This is a genomic window from candidate division WOR-3 bacterium (genome assembly GCA_039804165.1).
In the GTDB taxonomy this organism is placed as follows: domain Bacteria; phylum Hydrothermota; class UBA3072; order UBA3072; family UBA3072; genus JAFGHJ01.
On sequence record JBDRZZ010000020.1, the window covers coordinates 1 to 21433 of the forward strand.

The 21433-nt window shown below is 33.5% G+C and carries 19 protein-coding genes; 5 read left to right on the top strand and 14 right to left on the bottom strand.

Translation table 11 applies throughout. The annotated features are described in order from the left end of the window. The 3 genes from ABIN61_07060 to ABIN61_07070 all read right to left on the bottom strand — a co-directional run. Window positions 1-380: M23 family metallopeptidase (locus tag ABIN61_07060; protein MEO0293961.1), on the bottom strand; the 380-nt coding region annotated here is incomplete at its 3' end. Next, window positions 377-793 carry a hypothetical protein gene (locus ABIN61_07065; protein MEO0293962.1) on the bottom strand — a complete coding sequence of 139 codons (417 nt, stop codon included), beginning with the start codon at window positions 791-793 and terminating at the stop codon, window positions 377-379. The genes ABIN61_07060 and ABIN61_07065, both read right to left, overlap by 4 nt. Next, on the bottom strand, window positions 768-1319 hold the full coding sequence (locus ABIN61_07070; protein ID MEO0293963.1) for a hypothetical protein: 552 nt from the start codon (window positions 1317-1319) through the stop codon (window positions 768-770). The genes ABIN61_07065 and ABIN61_07070 overlap by 26 nt, the downstream gene beginning before the upstream one ends. A 289-nt stretch (window positions 1320-1608) precedes the next feature. Between ABIN61_07070 and nadA the strand changes: the two genes are divergently transcribed. The 3 genes from nadA to ABIN61_07085 are packed head-to-tail and all read left to right on the top strand — an operon-like array spanning window position 1609 to window position 4583. After that, on the top strand, window positions 1609-2508 hold the full coding sequence (gene nadA, locus ABIN61_07075) for a quinolinate synthase NadA (protein ID MEO0293964.1): 900 nt from the start codon (window positions 1609-1611) through the stop codon (window positions 2506-2508). Further along, entirely contained in the window at window positions 2501-3598 is a 1098-nt protein-coding gene (gene mnmA / locus ABIN61_07080) for a tRNA 2-thiouridine(34) synthase MnmA (GenBank protein MEO0293965.1), read from the top strand. Before nadA ends, mnmA begins: the two co-directional genes overlap by 8 nt. Beyond that, the gene (locus ABIN61_07085; protein MEO0293966.1) at window positions 3585-4583 is read left to right on the top strand and encodes a tRNA 4-thiouridine(8) synthase ThiI; all 999 of its coding nucleotides are present in this window, start codon (window positions 3585-3587) and stop codon (window positions 4581-4583) included. The genes mnmA and ABIN61_07085 overlap by 14 nt, the downstream gene beginning before the upstream one ends. Here ABIN61_07085 and ABIN61_07090 read toward each other — a convergent pair. The 5 genes from ABIN61_07090 to ABIN61_07110 are packed head-to-tail and all read right to left on the bottom strand — an operon-like array spanning window position 4572 to window position 10769. Then, window positions 4572-6368 (bottom strand): TonB-dependent receptor, encoded by a 1797-nt coding sequence (locus tag ABIN61_07090; protein ID MEO0293967.1) that lies wholly within the window; start codon window positions 6366-6368, stop codon window positions 4572-4574. The two genes, ABIN61_07085 and ABIN61_07090, sit on opposite strands and share 12 nt — an antisense overlap. Continuing rightward, a complete protein-coding gene (thiC, locus tag ABIN61_07095; GenBank protein ID MEO0293968.1) occupies window positions 6365-7657 on the bottom strand; it encodes a phosphomethylpyrimidine synthase ThiC in 1293 nt (430 codons plus the stop codon). The genes ABIN61_07090 and thiC overlap by 4 nt, the downstream gene beginning before the upstream one ends. A gap of 10 nt (window positions 7658-7667) precedes the next feature. Further along, on the bottom strand, window positions 7668-8477 hold the full coding sequence (locus ABIN61_07100) for a M23 family metallopeptidase (GenBank protein ID MEO0293969.1): 810 nt from the start codon (window positions 8475-8477) through the stop codon (window positions 7668-7670). After that, on the bottom strand, window positions 8458-9291 hold the full coding sequence (locus ABIN61_07105; GenBank protein ID MEO0293970.1) for an RNA polymerase sigma factor RpoD/SigA: 834 nt from the start codon (window positions 9289-9291) through the stop codon (window positions 8458-8460). Before ABIN61_07105 ends, ABIN61_07100 begins: the two co-directional genes overlap by 20 nt. Continuing rightward, window positions 9288-10769, bottom strand: a complete 1482-nt coding sequence (locus ABIN61_07110) for a Do family serine endopeptidase (protein ID MEO0293971.1) — start codon at window positions 10767-10769, stop codon at window positions 9288-9290. The genes ABIN61_07105 and ABIN61_07110 overlap by 4 nt, the downstream gene beginning before the upstream one ends. A 140-nt stretch (window positions 10770-10909) precedes the next feature. Here ABIN61_07110 and ABIN61_07115 point away from each other — a divergent pair, with 140 nt between their 5' ends. Beyond that, entirely contained in the window at window positions 10910-11773 is an 864-nt protein-coding gene (locus ABIN61_07115) for a lipoate--protein ligase family protein (GenBank protein MEO0293972.1), read from the top strand. Window positions 11774-11807: 34 nt separating this feature from the next. Then, window positions 11808-12947 carry a hypothetical protein gene (locus ABIN61_07120; protein ID MEO0293973.1) on the top strand — a complete coding sequence of 380 codons (1140 nt, stop codon included), beginning with the start codon at window positions 11808-11810 and terminating at the stop codon, window positions 12945-12947. On the opposite strand, the gene ABIN61_07125 is transcribed toward ABIN61_07120, so the two are convergent. From ABIN61_07125 to pyrR, 6 genes are read right to left on the bottom strand one after another with little or no spacing between them, the layout of a single operon-like run. After that, the gene (locus ABIN61_07125; protein MEO0293974.1) at window positions 12919-14487 is read right to left on the bottom strand and encodes a nucleoside kinase; all 1569 of its coding nucleotides are present in this window, start codon (window positions 14485-14487) and stop codon (window positions 12919-12921) included. The genes ABIN61_07120 and ABIN61_07125 overlap by 29 nt on opposite strands. Beyond that, window positions 14477-16018 carry a diguanylate cyclase gene (locus tag ABIN61_07130; protein MEO0293975.1) on the bottom strand — a complete coding sequence of 514 codons (1542 nt, stop codon included), beginning with the start codon at window positions 16016-16018 and terminating at the stop codon, window positions 14477-14479. The genes ABIN61_07125 and ABIN61_07130 overlap by 11 nt, the downstream gene beginning before the upstream one ends. Then, entirely contained in the window at window positions 16002-18518 is a 2517-nt protein-coding gene (locus ABIN61_07135; GenBank protein MEO0293976.1) for a hypothetical protein, read from the bottom strand. Before ABIN61_07135 ends, ABIN61_07130 begins: the two co-directional genes overlap by 17 nt. Continuing rightward, on the bottom strand, window positions 18515-19798 hold the full coding sequence (locus tag ABIN61_07140) for a dihydroorotase (protein MEO0293977.1): 1284 nt from the start codon (window positions 19796-19798) through the stop codon (window positions 18515-18517). Before ABIN61_07140 ends, ABIN61_07135 begins: the two co-directional genes overlap by 4 nt. Next, the gene (locus ABIN61_07145) at window positions 19782-20723 is read right to left on the bottom strand and encodes an aspartate carbamoyltransferase catalytic subunit (GenBank protein ID MEO0293978.1); all 942 of its coding nucleotides are present in this window, start codon (window positions 20721-20723) and stop codon (window positions 19782-19784) included. The genes ABIN61_07140 and ABIN61_07145 overlap by 17 nt, the downstream gene beginning before the upstream one ends. Next, a complete protein-coding gene (gene pyrR, locus ABIN61_07150; protein MEO0293979.1) occupies window positions 20710-21276 on the bottom strand; it encodes a bifunctional pyr operon transcriptional regulator/uracil phosphoribosyltransferase PyrR in 567 nt (188 codons plus the stop codon). The genes ABIN61_07145 and pyrR overlap by 14 nt, the downstream gene beginning before the upstream one ends. Window positions 21277-21433: the final 157 nt, after the last annotated feature.

Genomic DNA, 21433 nt, shown 5'->3' on the forward strand with positions numbered 1-21433 from the left:
AAAACATACCTATTATATATTTCTAATGGATTATTTGGATTTTCTAAAGTTGCCATTCTCGCTTCCCAGTTACCACTACTGGGATTAGAATTATCTGAAAACAAGTGCATATATGTCCAATAGGCATGGGCACCATGTATCCTGATATACCAACCAGCTCTCTTACCTCTATCAAGGATACTTATTTGCCCACCTTCAACTGCTCTCACTGTAGTTCCAACACTGGCTCTATAATCGATTCCACTATGCCAGTCATAAACACCCCTCAGATTCCTTGGGCCATAATCATCTGTGATATGAGGGTCAGAAACTGGAGGCGGCAATTCCTGAGAAAAAAGAGAAAGAGTAAAAATGGAAAGAAATAGAATAATCTTTCTCATTTCTCACCTCCAAAGAGGGTAGAAATATCCGATGGAATTTCGTCGAATGATGTTATCGCTGATTGAGCTTTATCAATGTGATGCCATCCACCTGATAGATGAATTTTTTTATCTTTTAGCAGTGAAGGACTCGCACTCCATTTCTTTCCTTTTACCTCCCCCACAGCCTTTACCACCTTTGTCCTTCCCGTCTCCACATCAAGGAAGAAGAGGCATTCTCCCACATCTTTTTTGTAAGTCCTTGCACCAAATATCTTCCCATCAGGAGAAATTTGAAGAGCACCTGTCTCTATCATACTACCAAAAGAATAAGAAATAATCTCTTTCCCTAAAGTATCTAAAACTGTTATATCACAACGAACTGAATCACCATTAACCTCATGATTTTTATAAACTACAATGCTTCCCCCCATCTTTCGAAAATTCAATACCATACGAAGGAAAAGTCTCACTGCCTACTCCTTCCACTATAAACTCCTTTACCCATCTTTCCTTCCCTCTTCTATCTATGTAAGTAAGATTTAAATTGCTTAAATCTCCTGCTCTTAACTTCATTTGTTTTTGTATTTCCTTAATTTCTGTCTTCTTTAAATCTTTTACTTCCAGATTCGCAACATAATTCGAAGCTGGAGAAATCCTGAATTTAAGGTGCTGTTCCCCTGTCTCGTAAGGAATTGCTTTAACGGTTTTCCCGGAGGGCGAAACAAATCTGATTTCTTTAGGTCGTAACATCATCCATTTCCCCTCTTGTTGTTTAACCGAATCTATTTTAATCCTATAACCCTTTTCTAATTTAATTGTCGAAGCGCCTACATCACTCGTTGTATCCGGAATTGTCGTAGTAGTCTCAACTGTCTTCTTTACCTCCTCAAGTTCCTTCCTTGTCGCCATACCGAGTAAGAACAAACAAACACTTAAAACAATTAACAATTTACGCATTTTTTACCTCCATTTAGGTGGGAAGTCGTCAGTCTCCAGTTCATCAGTTGCAATCTCTACCCTCACCTCCTATTTTTAATCTTTAAGCTTATAACCTCTTTCATAATATCTACCTAATCTTTACCTTAAATCACAAACTATCCAAAATCCCTTCTCATTAAAAATTATTTATATTTCCTTAACATTCAAGGTAATTTTCCTATTTCCAATAACCTTTAACTTTGAAATCTCATAAATAAGAGGATTAAACTTGACATTTAAAAAGTTTTAAACAAATTTTAAAAGACCCATGAACTATATTGAAGAAATAAGAAACCTGAAAAAAGCTAAGGAAGCTGTTATTTTGGTCCATAATTACCAGAGACCTGAAATTCAGGATATAGCAGATTTTCTTGGTGATTCTTTAGAGCTCTCAAAAAAAGCTACTGAGACAAAAGCTAAAATTATTGTTTTCTGTGGGGTGAGGTTTATGGCAGAAACAGCAAAAATTCTTTCTCCAGAAAAGAAAGTATTAATTCCAAAACCAGAGGCAAGTTGCCCAATGGCTAATATGGTAACTCCTACAGATATATCGCTTTTACGAAATAAGCATCCAGAAGCTAAAGTTGTTTCTTATGTAAATACAAATGCTGATGTTAAAGCTGTAAGCGATGTCTGTTGCACCTCAGCTAATGCAGTTAAAGTTGTAAAAAATGTTGAAGGAAATAAAGTAATCTTTGTTCCGGATAGGAATCTCGGCTTGTATGTAAAAAGATTTGTGAATAAAGAAATTATATTATGGAATGGCTTCTGTTATGTTCACGAAAGTATAAGAAAAGAAGAGGTCCTCGAAGCAAAAAAGAAATTCCCAGATGCTTTACTCCTCGTTCATCCAGAATGTAGACCTGAAGTAATAGATATTGCCGATGAAGTCTTATCTACTTCTGGAATGATTAGGTTTGCGAAAGAATCTCCTATGAAAAGGTTTATTATAGGCACGGAGGAAGGAATCCTATATAGACTAAAGAAGGAAAATCCTGAGAAAGAATTTCACACAGCTGGGTCCCCAAAAATTTGTTCCAATATGAAGTTAACAAAGTTAGAGGATGTTTATTTGTGTTTAAAAGAAGAAAAAGAAGAAATAATCCTTTCAGAAGACATTATAAAGAAAGCAAAAATAGCTTTAGAGAGGATGCTAAATTATGTCTAAAGAGAAAATTCTTGTGGCAATGAGTGGCGGAGTAGATTCCTCTGTAACTGCAGCTTTACTTAAGAAAGAAGGCTTTGAGGTAATTGGGGTCAGTATGAAGATCTGGGATGAAAAAGAAGAAGTAATTTCTAATAGTAATTCTCATTCCTGTTATGGGCCAGGGGAAAAAGAGGATATAGAAGATGCCAAAAAAGTAGCAGAATTTTTAAAAATTCCATTTTTTGTTTTGGATTTAAGAAAAGAATATAAGGAAATTGTTCTTGAATATGTGTATAAAGAATACAACTCAGGAAGGACACCTAATCCCTGCGTTCTATGCAATAGAGTTCTAAAGTTAAATCTACTATTGGAAAAAGCAAAAGAATTAGGAATCAATTTTAGCCGTGTTGCAACAGGACATTATGTAAGAAGTGAATTTGATTCAGAAAAAAAACGTTATATTTTGCTTAAGGCAAAAGATAAAAATAAAGACCAATCTTATTTTTTATATTCCTTATCTCAAGAGCAGTTAAAAAGATGTATTTTCCCTCTCGGAAACCACAAAAAAGAAGAAGTGCGAACTTTGGCAGAGAAATTTAATTTACCTGTAAAAGGAAAAAGAGAAAGCCAAGATTTCTTCTCAGAGGGGTTATCTCTTTTATTTAAAAATAAAACTTCTCCCGGGAAAATTGTTGACAAAAAAGGAAATGTCCTTGGAGAACATAAGGGAATTCAATTCTATACAATTGGGCAAAGGAAGGGGCTTGGAATAGCAATAGGTAAACCTCTTTATGTGATTAGAATTGAAAAGGAAAAAAATTTGATTGTTGTAGGAGAGAAAGAAGATTTACTTGATGATAAACTCTTGGCTACAAATCTAAACTGGGTTTCAATAGAAAACCCAGAAAAACCGATTGAAGTAGAAGCTAAAATTCGCTACTTACATAAAGAGGCAAAAGCAACTGTGTTTCCACAAGAAAACGGAACCGCTTTTGTTAAATTTGAAAAACCGCAAAGCGCTATTACTCCGGGGCAAGCTGTGGTTTTCTATAATGGTGACATTCTCCTCGGTGGAGGAACAATAAACAGAAAAAATAATGAGTCCTATTAAGGCTATTAGCTTATTTTCAGGAGGGTTAGATAGCTCTCTAGCAGTAAAACTCATTCAAAGTGAAGGAATAGAGGTTATAGGGTTTCATTTCGTTTTACCCTTTTATACTCCTATGGACGAGCCTATTTTAAGAATAGAAAAACTTAGCAAAGAGTTAGGAATAGAAATAGAGTTTTTTTATGGTGGGGAAGATTATATTCAAATTATAAAAAATCCAAAGTATGGATATGGAGAAAACATGAATCCTTGCATTGACTGTAAGATTTTTATGTTGAAGAAAGCAAAAATATTTATGGAAAAAATTGGAGCTTCTTTTTTGTTTAGCGGTGAGGTTCTAAACCAAAGACCAATGAGTCAGCGAAAAAATGTTATGAATTTAATTGAGAGAGAAGCTGGAGTAAAAGGGCTTCTTTTAAGGCCTTTATCCGCAAAATTACTTGAGATTACAATTCCCGAAAAAAGAGGATGGGTAAAAAGAGAAAATCTACTTGCTCTCTCTGGAAGAACCAGAAAACAACAATTTGCTTTGGCCGAAAGATTTGAAATAAAAAATTATGCAACTCCTTCTGGAGGGTGTTATCTAACTGATCCTCAATATTCTCTTAGATTAAAAGAAGCTTTCCAACATGAAGAAGACAAGATAGAAGATTTACGTTTACTAAGAATTGGTCGACATTTCAGACTAAAAAATGGAGCAAAGCTAATAATTGGGAGGGATAAAAAAGAAAACGAATTAATAGAAAACCTTGCAAATGAAGAAGATTTTTTAATAGAAGGGGTTGGCTTTGGGAGCCCTCTTGGACTACTAAAAAAAAGTAAAGATGAAATGGATATAGAGCTTGCAGCTTCTATTTGTATGAGATATAGTAAAAAAAGGAAAGAGAAAAGCGTTAGAGTTATCATCAGAAATAAAAATAAAAATTTGAAAGAAAAAGAAGTTACTCCAATGGACAAGAGAAAGGTAGAGGAGTTTTTAATAAGGTAAAACGAACTTTATTCCCCCCCTTGCCCATCTCCCAGGCATTGGTATCCATCCTCCCTCAAAATAATCTGTATTTAAAAGATTCGTAATACTTATAAAGAATTCTATTTTTCTAATTTTATAACAAATATCGAAATCTAAAATAAAAACATTCTCGGAAGAAGAATTTTTCTGGAAAATCCCTCTCCAGGTTTGATGTAAGTTCCGAATAATTTCATAGTCTACTTTAATGATAAATTTATGTGAAGGAGTGCTCATTAAATATTTTGATTGTAAAGAAGAACTATCCCTATGAGTGACTCTAAAAAGGGAATATCCTAATTCAACATTTGGAATTGGAATTTTCTTATATGTTTTTACAAAAGGATTAAACTCTAAATTTATTTCAACCCCAGAAGAAATAACCTTACCAGAATTTATCGCCCTCCAAGGTTCAGTAGAATTAGCTCTAACCCAATCAATTATATTTTCCCCTCTCCTATAAAAACCACTAAGATTTATGAAGAAATTTCCTTTGATTGTTTTAATTCCTCCTTCATAAGTAAATGCCTCCTCAGGTTTAAGCTCTGGATTTCCCAAATTCGCTGGAGAGTGATAATATAGTTCGGTGTAAGAAGGAAGGCGAGAGGATTTTTGTAAAGAAGCATACAAGAGAGTTTTGTCAGTAATTTTAATTCCAATATCAACTCCAGGATAAAAGAACCATCCCCAATTAGAATAATAAGAAAAGGAAGAGCTAAAATTTAAAGTTGTCCTTTTTATTTCTGGGAAGCTATGCCCAAAGAAGAAAGCTATCTTCCCATAAGAGTGATCCCCAAGATTTGTGCTTTTTATCCTCACTTCATCCCATTTAGATCCAATTCCAGAAGAACCAAATTTAGAAGAAATTATAGATTGAGTTCCTATCCCATAATTATTTGTAATATGATGGTTTCTATACCACTCAGGATTTTTCCTATCAAGGATATAATCGTCCTCATGCCTCTTTGAATGAAATGTTATTTTATGGGATTTATTGAGAGTAAAATCCCCCTTAAAGAATAAAGCGTTTATTGCTTCTCTTTGATCAGGATATTTATCCGAATAAAAACAATTAGCTCCAAAATCTTTTCTCTTATATCCGAAAAGAAAATCGCCCTCAACATTTTCTTTCTCCAAAAAAGAATTAATTAAGAAATTCCAATTCTTAAAATCTGTATTATATCTATACCCATCCGATTTTTTCTCGGAAAAGGAAAAGCGATTAGAAGAAAACCCGATCTCTTTTGAGATAGAAAGATTACCTTCAAATAATTTATAATCTCCTATAAAACCACCAAGTTCAGCTTTTTCTTTCCTTTCTTTCTTTGTAATTATGTTTATAACTCCGGAAAAAGCTCCATCTCCATAAAGAGTCGTCCCAGGGCCTTTTAAAATCTCTATTCTTTCAATATCTTCTAATTCAATTGGAATATTCAAATTATGGTGGGATGTCTGAGGATCGTTTATTGCCACTCCATCTACAAGGACTAGTGTTTGCTCAAATGTCCCTCCAATAGAAACATCAGCTTGGACTCCTTCCGGTCCTCTTTCTCTAACATCAATTCCCTCATCATATTTCAATAAATCAGCAAGAGTGGCTAAAGGAACATTTTCAATCTCTTTATTAGTAATTATAGAAACATTTCTAGTTGTATAAATAAAAGATGTTGGGATTCTACTTGCTGTAATTATGAGAGGGTCCATTTTATAGAAAAGAACTTCCTCGCCGTAAAGAGATAAAACAAGAAAGAAAAAAGCTCTTTTCATTTAAGAGTTTTTTTATTACTCTTTTCTAAAGCTTCATTTAAGAGTTTTATTGAACAAAATTCTCCACACATCGAACAAGTTTCTTTTGTCTTTGGACTAAATCTATTTCTGATTTCCTTTGCTTTCTCAGGATTTATCACAAGTTCAAATTGTCTTTTCCAATCCATTTTTTTTCTTGCAAGTGCAATTTCTCTATCCCATTCTTTTGCTCCAGGAATCCCTTTTGCAATATCTCCTGCGTGAGCAGCTATCCTTGCTGCAATTACCCCTTCTTCTACATCCTCCAGAGTGGGTAAACCAAGATGCTCTGAAGGTGTTACATAACAAAGAAAATCTGCTCCATAAGAAGCTGCAACAGCACCTCCAATTGCAGAAACAATATGGTCATATCCAGGAGCAATATCTGTTACCACTGGTCCTAAGACAAAAAAAGGTTTTTCGTGACATAATTTTTTTTCTATTTTTATATTCATTTCTATCTCATTTAAAGGAACATGCCCAGGACCTTCGATTATTACCTGAACCCCTTTTTCATGAGCTCTCTTAGAAAGCTCTCCTAAAACACTTAACTCATAAAACTGGGCTCTATCAGAAGAATCTTCAATTGCTCCAGGTCTAAAACCATCTCCAAGAGAAATGGTAATATCATATGCAGAAGCTATATCAAGTATTCTGTCAAAATGAGTGTATAATGGATTCTCTTTCTTGTTATAAAGCATCCAGGTCAAAAGAAAGGTGCCTCCCCTTGAAACCACATCCATAATTCTACTTTCCTTTTTAAGGAACTCAAATGTTTTTTGAGTAACTCCACAATGAAGAGTCATAAAGGAAACCCCATCTTCTCCCTGCTCTTCTATCACTTGAAAAATTTTGTCCTCCGTCATTTTAACAATCCCGCCTTTTTCTCTCGCGGTCTCTATTGCAGCCTGATATATTGGAACCGTTCCAAGAGGAACATTTACATTTTTTAGAATTTCTCTCCTTACTTTTTTTAAATCTCCTCCTGTAGATAAGTCCATAATTGTATCTGCTCCTGCTTTTTCTGCTATTTTCGCTTTTTCTACTTCAAATGCTATATCAGGCTTATCAGGAGAAGTTCCAACATTTGCATTTACTTTCGTTCTTAGAGGATACCCAATCCCCACAGGCCTTACTTCTTTCTTCTCATTCTTTGTTATTACAATCTTCCCTTCAAGAATTCTCTTTACTAAAATATTAAGATCTACATTTTCATTCTTCGCAACCTCTCTCACCACTTTTGGTATTTTGTTTTCTCTTAGCTCAGAAATAATCCCCAATTTAATATCCCCCCATCATTATTTTCTCTGGATCTATAAAAGTAGACCCTTTTCTTATTTCATAGAAAAGATAAGGATAAGGCGCCCTCCCAGTTTGTCCTATATAACCTATAACTGTTCCTCTTTTTACCTTTTCTCCTTCCCTTACGGTAGCCCTTAGTAAATGAGAATATGAACTTACAAAACCAGAGGGATGTTCTATTTCAACAAAAATACCCTTACCTTTTGTATTCCCGACATCTCTTACAACACCATCTCCGCTTGAAACAACAGGAGTATTTATCGGAGCAAGAATTCTTATCCCAGGATGAGTTTTTACAAGCCCAGTAAAAGGGTCTACTCTTTTCCCAAATTTAGTTATTATATAACCTTTAACTGGCATTATAGAAGGAACAGAACTAAGGATAGAATAATACTTTTTGGTAGCAGAAATAAAAATTGAATCGATCCACTTAGACACCACAAAAAGGCTCTCTGGAGAAAAATAAAGAGAGTCTTTCTTATCATTTTTCAGAATATGATGTTCTTCTAACACCTTATTCTGTTCCTCAAGCAAAGAGTCTATTTTATCTTCAAAAATTTCTACTTTTTCTTTAAAAATATTTATCTTTTCCTTCAGTTTTTGGTTATCTATCTCTAAGAAAGCAATGGATGAGGTATTAAAAAAATCTCTAATATTTGTGAGGAAAAAAACAGTGCCTAAAAAGAAAAAAAGAAACAAAAGAATGAGAAAAAAAATAGGTATTTTCACCCAGATATTTTGTCCTTTCTGATGAGGAACCAAAATAATCCTAAGGAATAAATTCTTCATCTATAGAGGTAATCTCTCTAAGTTGCTTCAATGCACGATTTCTAAGCTGCCTTACTCTTTCTCTTGAAACTCCAAGAATTCTTCCTATCTCCTCAAGAGTGTGGGGTCTTTTACCCTCCATACCGAAGTAATAAACAATAATTTTTCTGTCCCTTGGTTTGAGCTTATCGAGGCTCTTTCTTATCTCTTCTATGAACTTATTTCTATAATACTCTTCTTCTGGGGTTACCACATCTTCAGAAATCACATCCAGATACTCTAAATCATCGGTGTTTTTTATCGTCTCATCCAAAGAGATATCCTGTTTGGCAATTTTAATTGATTCTTCTATTTGCTCCACATCAATATTCAATTCTTCTGCAATTTCTTCTAAGGAGGGTTCTCTACCAATTTCTTTGGTGACCTTATCCTTAGCTTTCTTAACCTTAAGCATCTTTCCTGCTCTACTCATTGGTAACCTATATGATTTTATGTGTTCTGTGACCGCTTTCATTATAGACTGTTTTACCCACCAAACAGCATAAGAAAGAAATCTAACACCCTTTCTCTCATCAAAGCGTTCCGCAGCCTTAATTAAACCAACATTACCTTCATTAATAAGATCTGTAAATGGTGTCCCCATATTCCTGTATGCCTTGGCCACAGAAACAACAAAACGGAGATTAGCTTCAACTAACTTCCTTCTCGCTTCTAAATCTCCTAATCTTGATCTTCTCCCCAACTCTTTCTCTTCTTCAGGGGTTAGAAGATCATATTTTTGTATTTCCTGTAGATAAACAGGTAAAGAGCCTCTAACTTTCTTTATCTTACTCAACTCCCTTCTACGCTTACAATCTTCGTTGAACCGTTTGGTAATTGTAGAAGTATAACCAATGGAGGTTTAAATTGGCTTTTAGCCTTTCTTATATCTTCAATACCATTTATCTTAAGAGAAAGACTTCTACTCTGAACAAGAGTTATTAAAGAATTTTCTAAAATCCCTGCTTTATAAGCAGGAGATCCACTTTCTACCTTACTCACAAATACTCCGGAAATTTCTCTACTTCCCCAGACTTTCTGTGCCTCTTCTGAAGTAGACGGGAGCAGATGCATCCCCAACCATTCCTCTCCTTCTCCCAAAGAAACTTCTTCTGAAACTGGCCTTTTACCAACTTTAAGAAAAACTTCTCTTTCTTTCCCATTTTTCCATAAAGTAATTTTTATTTTCTCTCCCGGTCTTTTTGAAGCCACTATTTTTCTCAACTCGTTTGCATCCTTTATCATCTTATTATCAAGCTTTACGATTATATCTCCTTCAGTAAGACCCGCTTCCTTTGCAGGAGTTCCTTCTCCAACTTCCTTTATATAAATTCCAGTCTTGTAAGGATAATTAAGAGCTTTCCTTATTTCCTCGGTTAAATCCTCAGGCATTACACCTAAATATCCTCTCTCAACAACTCCTTTTTCAACCAATGACTTAAGAACATTCATTGCTATATCTATTGGGACTGCAAAACCTATTCCTATATTTCCTCCTGTTTGGGAATAAATCATTGTATTTACTCCAACAACCTTTCCTTCTGTATTAATTAAAGGCCCCCCTGAATTACCTTGATTTATAGCTGCATCTGTTTGAATGAAATCAGCATAAATATTATTTTCAAGAGAAACTTCACTTCTTCCTTTTGCCGAAACAACTCCCGCTGTAACAGTTCCAAATAAACCAAATGGATTCCCAATCGCAATTACCCAATCCCCCACCTTAAGATCATCAACACTTCCTGGTGGAATATCTGGTAAATCCTCATCTCTTTTTATCCTAATAACAGCAACATCTGTTTCTGGATCCCTCCCAATAATTTGAACATCTTTTCCACTAAATCTTCTTTTATCAGCCAGAGAAATTGTAATTTCCTCCGCATCCCTTATCACATGATTGTTTGTAAGGATATAATCCTTTCCTTTATATTCAACAATAAAACCAGAACCTAACCATTTTTGCTTTTGTTCCAATTCTTTTCTTGGAATATCTCCAAAGAATCTTCTAAAAAAAGGATCATTAAAAAAATCCTCAAAAGGAGAACGATAAAACACAGTTCTTACTCCCTCAATTGAAACCACAGCAGGAGCAGTCTTTTCCACTATAGGGGCAAAAGACTCTCTCCCTCCTAAAACATAGGAACTCTCAACCTTCTTACTTTCAGATTCTCCTTTTAAGGAAAAGCTTGTGGCAGTTATTACTCCTATAAAAAAACCAGCAACGGCCACTAAGGCCACAAAGAAAGCTCCATATAAAATTAATTTTTTATTCAAGAAACCACCCCCATTTTAAGATTTTCTCATACACATTTATTAGCTAAATATTATATTCAATATTTCCACTTTGTCAACAATTTCTTATTAAAGAATGCCCTCTGAGGGGGAAGAGGGCATTCTTTAATAAGGAGGTTGTTATGAGCGTTTTTATCTTATTTTTTCTTTTCAATCAAAAAGACGAAAAAAAACGCAAGGAGGTTCCCTTTTTTAGGGATTGCGAATTCCAAAAAGGGAAGTATTTTTCTACAATGTGGTATTTAATAGATACAGGTTTTAATGAACCTTATTTTAATATGGCATATGACGAGTCTTTAATGGGAATGGTAAATGATAAATCTACATTTTTTTTAAGATTTTTTAACTTTTATCCTTGTTCTATAACTATTGGATACCATCAAAAACCTGGAGAATGGTTATTTGAGCTTGAAAAAAGGGGAATTAAATGGGTAAGGCGCCTAACAGGAGGAAAAGCCGTTTTACATTTAAATGACTGCACCTGGTCTATTGTCTTTCATAGAGATAATCCTTTTTTAGGAGGAACTTTAATTGAATCTCACAAAAAGATTTGCTCAGTTTTCAAAAGAGCCTTTGAGCTCTTGGGAATTAAAACTGAAGTAAAAAGGCAAAATTTTCAAAAGAAAAAAAATAAAACTTCTGAGTTCTGTTTTTCATCTACTTCTCTCTCTGATTTATGTTGGGAAGGTAAAAAAATTATGGGTAGTGCTCAATTTAGAGACAAAGAAATTGTCCTTCAGGAGGGAACCATTATTTTAAGTCCGGAAGAAATTATCCCTTTAAACTCTAATGTGGCTACTATAGAGACTGCCCTAAACAAAAGAATTTCACTTCCCTACATAAAAGAAGTTATAATTCAAGCTTTTAAAGAAAATTTCGGAATCTCTTATAGCATTTTTAAAGAAAATCCTTTAAAAAAAGAATTACTCATGAAATACTCTTCTTCAGAATGGAATTTGAATAAGAAAGCTTGTTTTTCTTTATAATTTAAATATATTAAATTCACCAAAAGGAGGTAAGATGAAAATAAGATATATTTTTGCTATTTTAATTCTCGCTTTTGGATGCACAAAAGAAGAACTTATTAAATATTATAGAAGAGTTGAAATAGATGGAAAATACGGTATTAAAGGGAGTATTCCTGTCCTCTTAAGAGAATGGAAAAAAGGAGAATGTTATCGTTTTTCTTATAATAACAAAGGAAAACTTATTAAAGTGGAACATCTTATTGGAGGCATTTTAAGACCGGAGTCTTTCTTTGGAAGCAATGTTGCTCAGGTTATAATTGAACATTTTGAAATTTATGAAAAAAGAACTTATTTAGATGAAAAAGGGCTGCCAACCCCTGATAAGGAGGGAGTGTTCTCCTACAGTCTTTTATTGGACGAAAATGGGAATCCAAAAGCAAAAATGAATTTTGATAAATATGGGGCTTATATGGAAGACAATTTTGGAGTCGCTCAATATAAGTGGGAATTAGACAAAAATGGGCAAATAATAAGAGTGTCTTTCTTTGATAATCAAGGAAAAAGAAGAAAAATTAAGGACAGAATATTCGAAATAAGATTTAAATATGACGAATCAGGTAATAGGGTGGAAGAAAGTTATATAGACTCATTAGGGCTTCCTATAGAAAATGAAAACGGAGTTTCTACTATCCAACAAAAATTCGACGAAAAAGGAAATATTGTAGAGATAGATTACCTTGATTCCAAAGGGAATTTAGTAGAAGAGAAAGAAAGAGGAATTGCTATTATAAAAAGAATTTGGGACGAAAATGGAAATATGATTGAAGAAAGATATTTAGGAAAAGATGAGAATCTTAAGGAAAATATCTTAGGTGTTGCTATTCTTAAGAACAAATTTGACCCTTATTCTAATATTGTAGAGCAGAGATATTACAATAAAAAAGAAGAACTTACAGATGAGTCTTTATATGGATTCGCAATAAGGCAATGGGAATATGATGAAAAAGGAAGAATGAAAAAAACAAAGTTCTTAGATAAAAATGGGAATTTGATAAATGCCTTTAATAATGAATTTGCTTATTTTGAGTTAGAATACGATAAAAATGGGAGTATTAAAAAAATTCTATTTTTTGATAAGGAAGGTAATAAGATAGAAGAAGATATTAATAAAGAAAAGCACTCCCTCCAATAAATTCTCTGAGAATAGAAGTTCTTGGTATTTCCTTCTCTTGGATATCAAGGAAATGGCTTAAAAAAGTAAGAAGCCTAAGAGCTTCGCAATAAAAAGGCGAACTAGTTGGAACACACCTAAGAGGTGTTTCAAGAAAAGCCTTTAAAACAGCAAGTTCATAAACAAGGGAGGAATTAAACATCACATCAGCTCTCTCCTGGTAAGGGAAAATAAATTGCTCCTCTCCATCCTTAACGGATTCCCATTTTTTCAGAGTATATTCTGCATCATGCCCTCTATATCTTGTGTCTCTAAAAATCCTTCTTAATAACCTTAGATCTCTTGTCGGAATTCTATTAACCCTATTTATATTCAATTGTGTTAAAGGAGAAACGTATATCAAGAAAGGATTTACATTTATTCCTTTCAGCACCTCAGGATTAAAAGTGTGAAGCCCTTCCACAATAAGGATGCTATTCTCTTCTAATTCAGTTAACTTTTTTTGATACTCTCTTTTTCCTGTTTTAAAATTAAAACGTGGTAATCTAACTTTTTCCCCTTTCAATAGATTTAAAATGTGTTCTCTAAATAATTTTAGATCCAAAGCATAAATAGAATCAAAGAAATGAGTTCCGTCTTTATACTGAGGAGTCTCCGAACGTTCAAGAAAATAATCATCAAGAGAAACACAAACCGGGAAAAAACCGTGAGAGCGAAGATGGATCCCAAGTCTTTTAGAAAAGGTTGTTTTTCCAGAAGATGATGGGCCTCCTATTAGAACAATATGAATTTCTTTTCTTCTTTTAATAATTTTTCTACAAATTTCCGTTATTTTTTCACTATGAAGAACTTCAGCTATATTTAAAATCTCAGATATTTCTCCGTTTATTATATACCTATTTAATTGAGCTGCATCCCAAATTCTCAATATCTCTGCTTCTTTCTTGGCTTCCTTATAAGTCTTAAAGAGTTTTTTTCTCTCTTCAACTTCTCCTAATTTAAAAGGCTCTTCTTTTGAAGGAAGTATTATTAAAAATCCATCTTTTATTGCCTTAATATCAAAAACAGAAATAAAACCCGTATTCGGTAAAAGTGGTCCAGCAAAGTAAGCAGGGAAATCGTTAATTTTATAAACCGGAATATAAGAAGCTGCAAGATGTAAGAGAATATTCACATCATCCTCTCTATTTCGAAGGTATTGTATCGCTTCCAATTTTGGAAGCATCAGTTTCTCTATATTTTTTCTCTCCTTTATTAATTTCTCTATTTCTTTTTTTGCGAGATTTAAATTAAGTCTACCCTTTAAAAATCTACCAAATATAGCGTTACCATAGGAATGCTCTATTTTAATCGTAACACCTCTTTTTTTAGCAACATAATCAAGCAAGAAAACCAGAGTTCTTTCGTAAGTTCTCATTCCTTCAGAGGTTCTTATATCCAAAAATTCTATTAAACTTTCCTCTGGTAGAGGGTCTCCAAGAAAAGTATATTGATTATCTACCTTTGCTAACGTCACAGGATAACCTATCCTTGGGAACTTATCTAAGATTTTATCGCTCATCAATTAAAGAAATCGCCCTTTCTACATTTATGTAAGCTATATTGTTTCTGCCTCTTCCCTTAACGTAATACATCGCAAGGTCTGCCAAACGAAGTAAATCATAGAAATTTTTACTATCTTCTGGAAAACAAGCAATACCAAAACTCGCATTAATTTGTGCTTCAATAGTTTCTTTTCCTTCTTTAAGGATAAACTTCTTTTTTGAAATTGTCTCTTTAAGTTCTTTTGTAAAATCAATTGCTCTTTTTAGATCTAAATTATTTAGAATTATAACATACTCATCTCCTCCATACCTAATACCAACATGTTTTTTATTCTCTATTTTTTTCTTTATCTCTTTTCCCACAAGACGAAGGAGTTTACTACCTATCAAATGATTATAAGTATCATTTATTCTTTTGAAAAAATCTAAATCCATAAAAACAACCGCCCCTCTTTCCCCAGATCTTATCCACTTTTCCACAATAGCGGGCATATATTCATTGCAATATCTTGAATTAAAAAGACCTGTGAGCTCATCTGTAACTGTTGCAAGTTTTATTTTTTCATACAACCTTGCATTATCAATCGCAATACCAAGTTGATAAGAAACTTCTTTAATTATCTTTGCTTCTTCTTTACTAAAAGCAAATCTCTCTGGAGAGCCAACAGTTATAACACCTATTAGCTTTCCCCCCTTCTTTATAGGAATAACCATTTCTGATCTTATTCCCTCAACAGATTCTTCAAAAGCTTTTTCCTTTTCTGTATCCTCGCAAATAATAATGTCTTTTTCTTCAAAAATTTTACTTATTAAACTTCTATCCTTTATTATATTCTTTGGAAAAGACTCAATCTTACCTTTTATAGAGAATCCTTTAAGTATTGCTACATGCCCTTTTATAAGAAAAATTCCAACAAAATAGTAATCAAACGCCTTCTGAATTAACTCGGCGCTTTTTTCAAGAAGTTGTTCAAGATTAAGAATAGAAGTAATGGTTTTATTGATATCAAAAATAAGAGTTAAATATCTAACTTTCTCTTTTAAGCTTTGAACCAAATTCGCATTTTCAAGAGCTAATGCTGCATGTTCAGCATAACTATTCACCAATTTTAAATCTTCTTCATTAAATTTTGAACCATCCTTTTTGTTAATTGCCTCTATTACTCCTAATACCTTACCCTTACTCACCAAAGGCACAGAAAGGATATTTCTCGTCACAAAGCCTGTCTCTTTGTCAAAACTCTGATAAAATCTTTTATCTTTATAAGGATCTGTAACAATTATTGGTTTTTTGTTTTTTACTGTCCACCCTACAATTCCTTTATCAGCTGGCATTCTTTTGCCTTTTAGCTCATTTTTCTTTTCCCCTAATACTTCTTTGAAAACAAGTTCATTTCTTTCTTTATCTAAAAGAAGTAAAGACCAAGCCTCCGCATCAAGGAGCCCTGAAACATTTTCCATTATTATCTCAAGAACTTCATCAATCCCAATCTTTGGAGAGTTAATTGCCTTTAAAATCTCTTCAATACCTTTAACTTTCTTCTTCATTCTTCTCTTCTATTGGTAACACTTCATAAATTAACTTAATTCTTCCTTCTTTACTCATAAGTTCACCGTTCTCATCAATTGTAAGGCTTAGTTCTTTTGGGATCTCAAATTTGATCGCTTTTCTCTTATCTTCCTCATCTAAATTGTAAATACCTACGGGTGAAACAGTAAAACCTTCAAAGAAAAATGTTTTATCCTTCGCCTCTCCTTTTAAAAGATAAAGAAGCTTCCCAATTATTTCCTTTTCAGAATCCGAACCTTTAAGAGGAGAGGTTAAAAGATAAGCTTCGGAATTCAACAGAAGATTTATTAGGGTATTATTATCAATAAGAACAACAGATCTTTCAGGACTTTTACCCGAAGAAAGTAAACTTGCCTCATCAACAAGAATTCCATTTAAATCCGGATCCCCGAAAGCATTTGGGGAAAAACTAATGTCTTTCCCTGGGATTCCACTGGAAATACCAACACCAAGCCTAAACAACGATTTGAATTGTGGAGGAAGAAGAGCATAGGTGATTCCTTCATGCAATATCTCTTTTTCTTTTATGTCTCCAAACCATTCCCTGTACTTAACATAATTTTCCTTAACAAAATCTTCTGCAGTCTTAACCATATCCAATGCAGTCTTTATTGCCATCTCAGCACTCTTAAAATAAGGTAATAAATAAAACTCATCCTCAAGAGCAGTAGAGTGACGAACCATTTTCCCTGATTTTGTTGTTGAGGTTTTATAAATCTCTCTATAAAGCTTTTGAGAATTCCCGCCAAACCACATAATCCCCCCATCTCCAGTATCCTTTAAGATAAAAGAGGAACCTCTTTTAGCAGATTCAAAAATATAAGATTGGAATAGAGAGAGAATGGCTCTCTCTCTATCTGCATCTCTTAAACGATGAGACATAAAAGTTGAACCTCTAATATCATAGACTAAAACAGAAACCAAAGAGGAGAAATTTTTCCGAATTATGAAAGAAATTTTCTCCTTTAATTCCAAGGCTTCTTTGTCTATCTTCGGTCTAATTTTCCCATCCTTAGAGAACCTATAAAAATAACCTCTTGGTAAAAGATTCAGTCCGACAAGATGAATAATTTTTTCTCCTTTCATCCTGGATCTTGGATTTTCAAAATCTATAGAAGGAGGCCATATTTCCACCATGTTATTCAATACCTCACGAACAAATATTACCTCAAGGAGCTCACCAAAAGCTAACTTATAATTATAAATCACTTTATCAATATCAGGAGAAAAAGTCTTTCTATCCCCAAAACTCAATTTCGAAAGAATCGTTCCTCCCTGAACTTTCTCTTCTTTTATAAGAAAGCGACTTATTGCCTTCTCAGAAGCAGGGCTTATTACAGCCAAAAATGGCTGGGCATGCCAAAATTCTCTAACCAATTTTTCAATCTCCCAAGAAGGAGGGGAAGGAATAAAAGCCCTTATATCTTGAGCTTTCATCCCAAGAAGAAGTTTATTTTGATCAATATCTTCTTTTAAATTTATAGCTAAATTTTTCAGCTCTTGAACCATCCTAACATGAAGTTTCAAAGTTCCTTCCAGTTTTGTAATTTCTTTCTGCATATTCAAAAGAACTGTGGATAAATCCACATTTTTTACATCAACTAAAGCTTTCAATTTACTAAGACTATTTTGTATAAATTTGTTTGTTTCTTCTCGAAGCTTCATCGCCTTATCATCTAAAGCTAAATCTCTTTCAATTAAATTTTTCTTCTCTTTTTCAGCTTTAACTGAGGCTGTTTTCGCTAGGATCTCTAAAGTCTTTCCAGAAGGAATAAAGAAATCGGCAAAAGGAAAATTCTTTAAGGCTTGGGTATTATTAATCTCTGAATTTTTAAAAAGAGAAATTATATCAGGGGCCTCTCTCTCTGTAAAATCTTCTATTAAAATTTCATGAATTCTTATAAAAACAGAAGGGGTAAATCCGAAATTTGCAAGAAATGGAGCAAGATCTCTAATAGTTAAATTTTGAGCACTGAATCCTAAAAATAAAGGGTCCTTAGAAATAAGTCTTGCAAGAGGATCTAACTTATCTATAGGAACTTCTCCCATAAAGAGATTTATAAATCTCTTTCCAACCCTAATGGCTTCCTGAATATTACTTATTATCTCTGATGGATATAGTTTGACAAAAGCTATAAATAATAACACAAGAAAATAATCTCCTTTATCCAAAGCATTAAGAAATAAATCTCCAATAAATCTTTTATCTTTTTTATATAAATTGTCCTCTTTCAATCTAACAAAAATCTCCTTTAGATAAGGGAGTTCCTCATGAGCAATCTCAACAAATATTTTAATGTTATGCTCCTCTAAAAAATTAGAAAAACTCGTTTTAATAGATTTTAGCTTCAAGTATCTAAACAGTAGATTCTTATAAAATTCAAAACGGGTTTTTTCTCCTATACTCTCTTCAAGATTTTCAAGAAATCTACTTTTAAACGCAGCGGATTGCTCTAAGAAAGTAGAATTAAACTTCATTTTTTCTTTATTAAAAAATCCCCTTCTCTATAAACAATTCTTCCATCCACTATTGTATATTTTACAACGCCTTCTAATCTTTTTCCTAAAAAGGGTGAGTTCTTTGATTTTGAGACAAATCCATCGGCTTCCACTTTCCAACTACCTTTAAGATCCACAATAGTAAAATCCGCAATTCCTCCTTCTTTTATTTCTCCAAGAGGAAGATTAAAAATCTTTGAAGGGGTAGAAGTTAACACTTTTATTAGTTTGCCAAGTTCCATTTTTCCAGCTTTTACCAAAAAAGTGTATAAAACCCCAAAAGAAGTTTCAAGACCTATTACTCCGAATGCTGCTTCTACAAAATCAGTCTCTTTCTTATAATCAGGTTGAGGAGCATGATCGGTTGCCACAACATCAATTATTCCCTCCACTAAAGCCTTTTGAAGAATTTCTAAATCCGCTTTAGTTCTTAGAGGAGGATTCATTTTTTTATTTGGATCAAAATCTTTGATCTCTTCATCAGAAAGAATTAAATGATGAGGAGTAACCTCTGAGGTTATCTTTTCGGTTTTAAATTCTCTAATTAATTTAACCGAATCTGCAGTGGAAATATGTGCCAAATGCAATCTCCCACTAGTGAACTTAGACAAAAGAAGATCTCTTGCAACAACTGTTGATTCGGATATATCTGGAATACCCTTAAGACCAAGAATTGTTGAAATAACTCCTTCATTCATTTGCCCTTTTGCAGAAAGGCTTTTATCTTCAGGGTGATCTATAATTGGTGTATTAAATAACTTAGAATATTCTAAGGCATTTCTGAGCAAAAAAGAATCCATTACGCAATCTCCATCATCACTAAAAGCAACACAACCAGCCTCAAAAAGATGACTCATTTCAGAAAGTTCTTTCCCTTTTCTCCCTTTTGTAATAGTCCCAATGGGGAAAACCCTGCATAATCCTACTTCTTCACTTTTCTCCTTTATAAATCTCGCAACCCCTTCGTTGTCAATTGGAGGTTCAGTATTCGGCATTACACAAACAGATGTATATCCTCCTTTAACAGCCGCTTTAGAACCTGTCTCTATTGTCTCAGCATCTTCAGCTCCGGGTTCTCGGAAATGAGAATGAACATCAATAAATCCTGGAAAGAGATATAAACCTTTTCCATTTATTTCCTCTATAGGAAAAGATGTTAATTCTTTCACAACTTTCCCTTCTTCTATTAAAATATTTCCAACCTCATCAATACCATTTAAGGGGTCAAAAAGATGAACATCTTTAATTCTTAAGCTCATTTATTTTCTCCTTTAAAAGAAGATACAAAACACTCATCCTTACAGCAACACCAGCAGTTACCTGCTCAAGTATTAAAGAATACTCGGAATCCGCAACTCTTGATTCTATTTCTATCCCTCTATTAATTGGTCCAGGGTGCATTATAACCACATCTGGAGAGGCAAATTTTTTAAGTCTTTCATAAGTCAAAGAGTAATTCTTAACATATTCCCTAACTGAAGGCAAAAGACAATCTTCTTGTCGTTCTTTCTGGATCCTTAGAATATACAAAATATTCTTCCCTTGAATAGCCTCCTCTATCTTGTAAGTGTAATCAATCCCAAGCTCTTCCAACCAGAGAGGTAAAAGAGTTGGTGGCCCACAAACAGTAACTTTCGCTTCCATCTTATTAAGTGCCAAGATAAGTGAACGAGCGACCCTTGAATGCTTAATATCCCCAATAATCCCAACTTTTAAACCTTTAAAAGAAGGGAATCTTTTCTTTATTGTCATAAGATCTAAAAGAGCTTGAGTGGGATGTTCATGACAACCATCCCCAGCATTTATCACAGATGCCTTTAATTTCTCTGCCAAAAAATGTGGAACACCAGGAGTAGAATGCCTTATTATCATTATATCTACTTCCATTGCCTGAATAGTTCTTGCTGTATCAAGTAATGTTTCCCCTTTAGCTACAGAGGAAGAAAATAGAGAAAAATTTATAGAATCAGCAGAAAGTCTCTTCTCAGCAAGAACAAAAGAATTTAGAGTTCTTGTGCTTGGTTCAAAGAAAAGATTAGCCACTGTAAACCCTCTTAGTGTTGGAGCCTTCTTTATTGGTCTTGTTAAGATATCTTCCATATATTCTGAAGTCTGTAAAATCTCCTCAATTTCTTCTCTTTTAAGATCCTCAATTCCTAACAAATCCTTTCTATAAAGAGCCATTAGAAGAAACCTCTATTATCTTAACAACATCTTCATTATCAATTTCCTCCAGGAGAACCTGAACTTCTTCTTTTTCTTTTAGATCTATCGAGATTCCCTTGTAATCAGGATTAATAGGAAGTTCCCTCCCAGGTCTATCTACCATAACGGCAAGCTTTACTCTCAAAGGTCTTCCATAATCCATGATCTCATCCAAAGCAGACCTTATGGTTCTCCCAGTGAAAATTACGTCATCCACAAGAAGAACTTCTTTCCCCTCTATAGGGGAAGGAAAATAAGTAGAACCAATTATAGGTTTTGGACCATATTTTGTTAAATCATCCCTGTATAATGTAATATCAATAGCTCCCACCTCTATTTCCCAATTTGTTTTTTTCTTTAGAACTTCTGCTAGTCTTTTAGCAAGAATATCACCCCTTTTCCTAATCCCTATTATAAATAAAGAATTAATATCAGGATTATCTTTTATGATCTCAGAAGATAATCTTTCAATGGTCTTCTTTATCTCTTCCTTATCCATCAAAATTCTTTTTTCTTTAAATTTAATTTTCATTTTTAGAACCCCTCAAGAGAAAATTATGGAAAGCTTTTCGGTTTTTTATTAAACTTAAATTAAAAAAAAGGCTCCTCTTCATAGATTTTCCTTATTAATCAATTTATGGTAAACATTTGAATAGTCAAGGTTTGTTTATTATACAATAAAATAACAA

Bases quoted from the DNA above. Each gene is read 5' to 3' on its own strand.
- ABIN61_07065 (MEO0293962.1), bottom strand. From the start codon at position 793: ATGGGGGGAAGCATTGTAGTTTATAAAAATCATGAGGTTAATGGTGAT.
- ABIN61_07070 (MEO0293963.1), bottom strand. From the start codon at position 1,319: ATGCGTAAATTGTTAATTGTTTTAAGTGTTTGTTTGTTCTTACTCGGT.
- nadA (MEO0293964.1), top strand. From the start codon at position 1,609: ATGAACTATATTGAAGAAATAAGAAACCTGAAAAAAGCTAAGGAAGCT.
- mnmA (MEO0293965.1), top strand. From the start codon at position 2,501: ATGTCTAAAGAGAAAATTCTTGTGGCAATGAGTGGCGGAGTAGATTCC.
- ABIN61_07085 (MEO0293966.1), top strand. From the start codon at position 3,585: ATGAGTCCTATTAAGGCTATTAGCTTATTTTCAGGAGGGTTAGATAGC.
- ABIN61_07090 (MEO0293967.1), bottom strand. From the start codon at position 6,368: ATGAAAAGAGCTTTTTTCTTTCTTGTTTTATCTCTTTACGGCGAGGAA.
- ABIN61_07100 (MEO0293969.1), bottom strand. From the start codon at position 8,477: ATGAAGAATTTATTCCTTAGGATTATTTTGGTTCCTCATCAGAAAGGA.
- ABIN61_07115 (MEO0293972.1), top strand. From the start codon at position 10,910: ATGAGCGTTTTTATCTTATTTTTTCTTTTCAATCAAAAAGACGAAAAA.
- ABIN61_07120 (MEO0293973.1), top strand. From the start codon at position 11,808: ATGAAAATAAGATATATTTTTGCTATTTTAATTCTCGCTTTTGGATGC.
- ABIN61_07125 (MEO0293974.1), bottom strand. From the start codon at position 14,487: ATGAGCGATAAAATCTTAGATAAGTTCCCAAGGATAGGTTATCCTGTG.
- ABIN61_07130 (MEO0293975.1), bottom strand. From the start codon at position 16,018: ATGAAGAAGAAAGTTAAAGGTATTGAAGAGATTTTAAAGGCAATTAAC.
- ABIN61_07135 (MEO0293976.1), bottom strand. From the start codon at position 18,518: ATGAAGTTTAATTCTACTTTCTTAGAGCAATCCGCTGCGTTTAAAAGT.
- ABIN61_07140 (MEO0293977.1), bottom strand. From the start codon at position 19,798: ATGAGCTTAAGAATTAAAGATGTTCATCTTTTTGACCCCTTAAATGGT.
- ABIN61_07145 (MEO0293978.1), bottom strand. From the start codon at position 20,723: ATGGCTCTTTATAGAAAGGATTTGTTAGGAATTGAGGATCTTAAAAGA.
- pyrR (MEO0293979.1), bottom strand. From the start codon at position 21,276: ATGAAAATTAAATTTAAAGAAAAAAGAATTTTGATGGATAAGGAAGAG.